The following is a 5,058-nucleotide window of genomic DNA, read 5'->3' on the forward strand; positions in this document are numbered from 1 at the left end:
TTGCTTTGGTTTAACCTGAGCGACTTAGTTTTTGCTGCGCTTTTTTTCTGGCTTGAGATTTTAGGTTCGACAGCAACTCCTTGATTGTTTTTTGAGTTACCCCTTGACAATCAAGACAGTCGCTACGTTCATCTTATATTTAATTCCACCCACCCACTTAAAAATTATTTTTATTAATTGGATACATGACTCACTTTTATACAAAAAGTGTTTTAACTAAAATTCTCTAAAGCTTCAAACTGACGTAAAGCAAGACTAGAACCTTGATTCCAGCCTAATTCTACATAATAGGGAAAAAGTTTCTTGATATTTATATCGGGAAAGAGACGACTATTATCCATTTCTTGATAACTGTCTTCTATTAACAAATATATTTTTAATTCTTCCCGACGATAAACCCACAATTCGGGTATTTTTAGCAATTGATAAGCCTCTACATCAGTCAGGGAAGTAAAATCCACTTCTATAGCTAAATCGGGAGGAGGATCAACAGTTAAATCAATTCTCTCTTTGCCTAAAATTGCCTCTCTATTATCAATATAAAAACAAGTATCTGGTTCTACTCCCGCTTCCCCTGGCATTTTCAAGGTAATTGGATCAAAACATTCCCAGTCTTTGCCTTGACGACGAAGGATAATTTTTACTAAATCACTTAAAAGATTGATACGTTTGCCATGACTTGGTAAGGGAGACATAAGCCGAATTTCTTGAGTTTTGCGATTAAAATAGAGTTTGGGATAGGTTTTCTGGAGACGTAAACTCAGCAATCTTTCGTAATCTTCCCAAGTCTGATAAGGGAAAATAACTTCACTGCCGGGAGATAAAGATAAAGTATTTTCGTTGAGAGTAATTAGGAGCATTTTGGTAATTATCCTTGATTTTTAGCTGTGGGATTTAACTAATTTCGCTCTGGCAACCAATGCCTATCAAGCATTTGTTCGAGAGAATAGGGACAATTTAGAGGGAAATTGTGAGGAGATATTTCAGTTTTTTGCCCGACAATAAAAACGGCATCTTGATAGATTTTTTCTTGGTTATCTAGGAGATACTTTTCTAAATTTGTGCTTAAATATCCATTTAGCTGAACTCTAAAAGTGGCTATTTCTCCTTGCCAATGCCGATGATTTAATTCAAATTCTTTCGACCAATATTGCCACAGCAAAAGATGAATAATTATCTGTCTTAAAAAACTCTCAACTCGATTTTTATCCCGTTCGCTCAAAGCCTCCAACTCTTCGATTAAATGTTGAATATCCAACTCAGCTAGACGATTTTCCTTGAGGAGTTTAATTGTTTCAGTCAACCAGAGATATTCATCTTGTTCGTAGAGAAATTGTAACTGATTTAGCCAAGGATCTATTTTCATTTTTTTTCGGCTGAGGAGACTTCTAAAACTGCTTTCGGGTAGGCAATGCGTCGATGATGAAATTGTTGCCAAACCTGCACAAAAACCTCGGCAATAATTGGTAATTCCTCCTGACGAATACCACTATCTACTAATTGTTGATCGCGCCATCGGGCATGAAAAATCTTTTTGATCATATCCATGGCTTGTTCTGGGGATGCCTCCTTCAGCGATCGCAAAGCGGCCTCACTACTATCGGCTAACATAACGATCGCCGTTTCTCGCGATTGGGGAATCGGACCATCGTAGCGAAAAGCCGCCTCATCGACGAATTCTTGACCATTTTGGGCGGATTTTTGCAAAGCTTGCTGATAAAAATAGGAAATTAAGAGATTGCCTTGGTGTTCGGGAATAAAATCGCGGACGACTCGCGGTAAACCGTGTCTGCGGGCCATGACTAACCCTTCGCTAACGTGCTTTTTAATAATCTCGGCGCTGACGTAGGGATCGTTAATTTCATCGTGTTTATTCGGGCCACCCATTTGATTTTCAATAAAACCGAGAGGATCGTGCATTTTCCCGATATCGTGATAAAGGGTTCCCGTGCGAATTAATTCCACATTACAGTGCAGTTTTCGGGCGGCCGCTTCAGCTAAACAGGCGACAAAAAGGGTATGTTGAAAAGTACCCGGTGCTTCCGTGGCCAAACGTTTGAGCAAACTACAATTAGGATTGGACAACTCCACCAGACGAATGGGAGTGACCACATCGAAACAGCGTTCCAAATAGGGGGATAATCCTAGGGCGATTACCGTCCAAGCTATCCCCGATAGACCATAGACGAGCGCCGTGGGTAGTAGAGTATAGATGATCGTGCTGGCCGTGGCGCTAACGATTAGGTAAGTCAGCAGATAAACACCCCCTTGACTGACTCCGATTCCCATCCCTAGGAGCGATAATTCATCCCGGGAGCGCAATTTTGCCGCTATCATCGCCGCTAATAGTCCCCCAATCGTCCCGGCGATTAAATCGGCGCTGATGCCTTGGATGCTGAATAGGGAAAGACCGGCAGTTAAGAGGACTTGGGTGACGGCCAGAGTCGGGCCATAGAAACTGCTGAGTAATAAACCCACGGCTGCCAGATTGGTAAAGGGAATATGGGCGATCGCTAGGATCGGTGTGGTAAAACTTAGTAAACCCAAGAGAAGAAAATCCCGGTGACGCAGGGGCCGATGGAGACGCTGGGCAACGAGGCAAAAAGTCCCGATCGCGCTGGTGACAAGGATTGCCGTTGACCCTAAACCCATCCAGTTAATGCCCCGTTCGCTCAAACCAAAGCCATCGATGAGAACAAACTGAGCTTGAGTAATTGTTTCGCCTGCTTTAACGATAATTTGACCAGCTTGAGCGTCAGACATAACCATATCTACCGCTTCCACCGCTTTAGTGGCTTGTTCTTTGGTTGCCTCCCGATCTTCTATCAGGTTCGCTTGTCCCTCCAGGGCCGCTAGAAGGATATTTTCGGCTAAAGACTGCTGGCGACTGGTTAGGCGATCGCTGCTAATCTGCACGGCGATGGTATCCTGTAGGTGACTGGTGGAAATCCCTGGGGGAATGCCTTGTACCAAAATCCGGCGACTCGCTTGCAGGATGGCTGTTTCTAGGTTTGGCCACTCTCGATCGCCCATTTGGGCCACTGTGATCAGATCGGCGTATTTGAGTTTATTTAAGCTGGAATGCTGATAATTTTGGCTGGTTTGCTCCTTTATTTGCCGTAATTGCCCTAATCGATCGATAAATTGCTCAAAGTTACCCTTGGCCACGCGCTGACGATAGGCTTGGATTTCGCTAACAGCATATTCCTGTTCTTTTGTCAAGGGTTTTGTAAAAGATTCTTCATAGTTGAGGCGGCTTTGTAGAGTTGACCATTGAGCGGCAGAAAAGGTGAGCAGCGTTTCCATTGTGGCGTTAGAAATATTCCTGCCCATTAAAATGGAATTTTTTCGCAGAATTGGGCTAATTTGACTTAATTGCCCTAAAGTGTCTCGCAGCGATCGCTCGATCTGGTCGGTGGTTTGGGGGTCTCTTTTCAGCCGGGGAAGCAGTCCAGCCCGAATTTTTTGGCGTTTGAGGGCGGTGGTTTCTTGGTCTTGAAAACGGGCATCTTCGGGGGCGATAATCGTGACGGGGGAAATAGTCCCGACGGCCAATTTCGGCTGATTATAGAAACGATAACCGACCACGCTAGTCAGACAACCGACGGTAAACAGGAAGATTAACGGTCGTCGCAGTTTACCGAGGGAGTAAGAGCGAGATTTTCGGGCAGAATCAGGAAAAACAGTGAAAGAATGCAGAAAATGATTCATAAATTCCAGCTAAATTCTATAAACTGCGCCACCATGCCCAGAGGAAAAATACCAGCAATTTGGTTGTGTGTTCCCTTTTCTATTGTAAGGACTCCCTGTGCAAAAAAATTTTTTCTCGAAAGGTATCTAGATTAGGGTTGGCTGAAAAAGTTTGTTGGTGGGGTGAGGAGTCGGTCGCCGGTCGGGGAAGAGAGAGGCAAAAGGCAAGGGTTTGGAACGAGACAAGGGAGGCTCTCTCTCCGTTTCCTGGTGGGTTAAGCAAGAGGTAGAACCTCTAGAAATGCGTTGCAAGGGTCTCCCTTTGCGTTCGCTATTGTATAAACTCTTTGAAGTCTTGGTTCAGCATTATATTTATATTGATGATATTCTTGACGAATTTCTTCTAAGGCCGATAGTCTCGTTTGGTACGATTGACTACGCCAATAAGCTGTCTCCGTTTTGGGAGCTTTTAAGTTAAGTAGGTAGGCGTTAAAAATTATCAGACACCCCTGTTATCAAGGGTAGGGTTGATTCATGAATCAACCCTACCTTATCAAGGGGGGCAGGGGGGATCGAACTTAAAATCCATTTTTAATTTAATTATAACCCAGCTACTTAAGTGTTATTTTTCGCTTTTATTGTTTAAAGAGGGATGGCGGTTTCTAGGGAAATTTTAAGATTCGTGTTCTCAGAAATCCTATAGTTAAGTTTTTCAAAACCAATAACTTCGCCTTTTTGATTTTTCATTAAAATAACTTCGTCGCCGGTTTCTTCGCAGAGATATTCTGAAGAGCGATCGCCAAACCACACAGTTAAGGTATTGCCCATCGGATCATAATAAACGTTTACTTCTGCCATAAAATTTCCCCTTCTTTAATTGCATCGGTGGGATAAGTGGTAATTAGGAAGCCATCACCATTGAGTTTTCGGATAATGGCACAGAGCCAACGTTTTGGTCGTTGAAGTTGATAAAAAAGATAAACATTAGGGTCACTGCGGCTACATCGAATTTCATCAGGTTGGCTAAGGGTTTCTTGGACTAATTTTTCTTGTCCTTTCATTATAGGATGTTTTATCTGGGTGATAATCCTAAATCCTTTGAGTATAGGCTACTTATGAAGACAGGCACTCATGCAAGAGGCAAAAGGCAAAAAGGGGAATAAATAATCAGTCTTTAATAACCGGATTTAGTATAACCTATCCCTGCGTCTTCATCGGCCCGCATCCTGTAGGGGCGAAGCATTCGGGCAATAACCTATTGCTGAAACCGTAGATTTTCTATCCGAATGCTTCGCCCGTACTTTTTCAGCACAGAAAACGGGTTTCTCCGAGAAACCCGTTTTCTACTCATGGACACCCCCCCTTATC

The 5,058-nt window shown here is 43.1% G+C and carries 5 protein-coding genes; all 5 read right to left on the reverse strand.

Annotated elements, in window-relative coordinates; genetic code table 11:
- Nucleotides 1-212: 212 nt before the first annotated feature.
- The 5 genes from IQ242_RS16505 to IQ242_RS16525 all read right to left on the reverse strand — a co-directional run bounded on the left by IQ242_RS16505 (nt 213) and on the right by IQ242_RS16525 (nt 4,751).
- On the reverse strand, nt 213-860 hold the full coding sequence (locus IQ242_RS16505; protein ID WP_193960711.1) for a Uma2 family endonuclease: 648 nt from the start codon (nt 858-860) through the stop codon (nt 213-215).
- Between the two features lie 38 nt (nt 861-898).
- A complete protein-coding gene (locus IQ242_RS16510) occupies nt 899-1,366 on the reverse strand; it encodes a DUF29 domain-containing protein (protein ID WP_193960712.1) in 468 nt (155 codons plus the stop codon).
- Entirely contained in the window at nt 1,363-3,711 is a 2,349-nt protein-coding gene (locus IQ242_RS16515; RefSeq protein ID WP_193960713.1) for an HD family phosphohydrolase, read from the reverse strand. Before IQ242_RS16515 ends, IQ242_RS16510 begins: the two co-directional genes overlap by 4 nt.
- Nucleotides 3,712-4,332: 621 nt before the next feature.
- Entirely contained in the window at nt 4,333-4,548 is a 216-nt protein-coding gene (locus IQ242_RS16520; RefSeq protein ID WP_061432682.1) for a DUF2283 domain-containing protein, read from the reverse strand.
- On the reverse strand, nt 4,536-4,751 hold the full coding sequence (locus tag IQ242_RS16525; RefSeq protein ID WP_228021046.1) for a hypothetical protein: 216 nt from the start codon (nt 4,749-4,751) through the stop codon (nt 4,536-4,538). Before IQ242_RS16525 ends, IQ242_RS16520 begins: the two co-directional genes overlap by 13 nt.
- Nucleotides 4,752-5,058: the final 307 nt, after the last annotated feature.

Source organism: Microcystis sp. LEGE 08355 (assembly GCF_015207185.1).
GTDB classification, from domain to species: Bacteria; Cyanobacteriota; Cyanobacteriia; order Cyanobacteriales; family Microcystaceae; genus Microcystis; species Microcystis panniformis.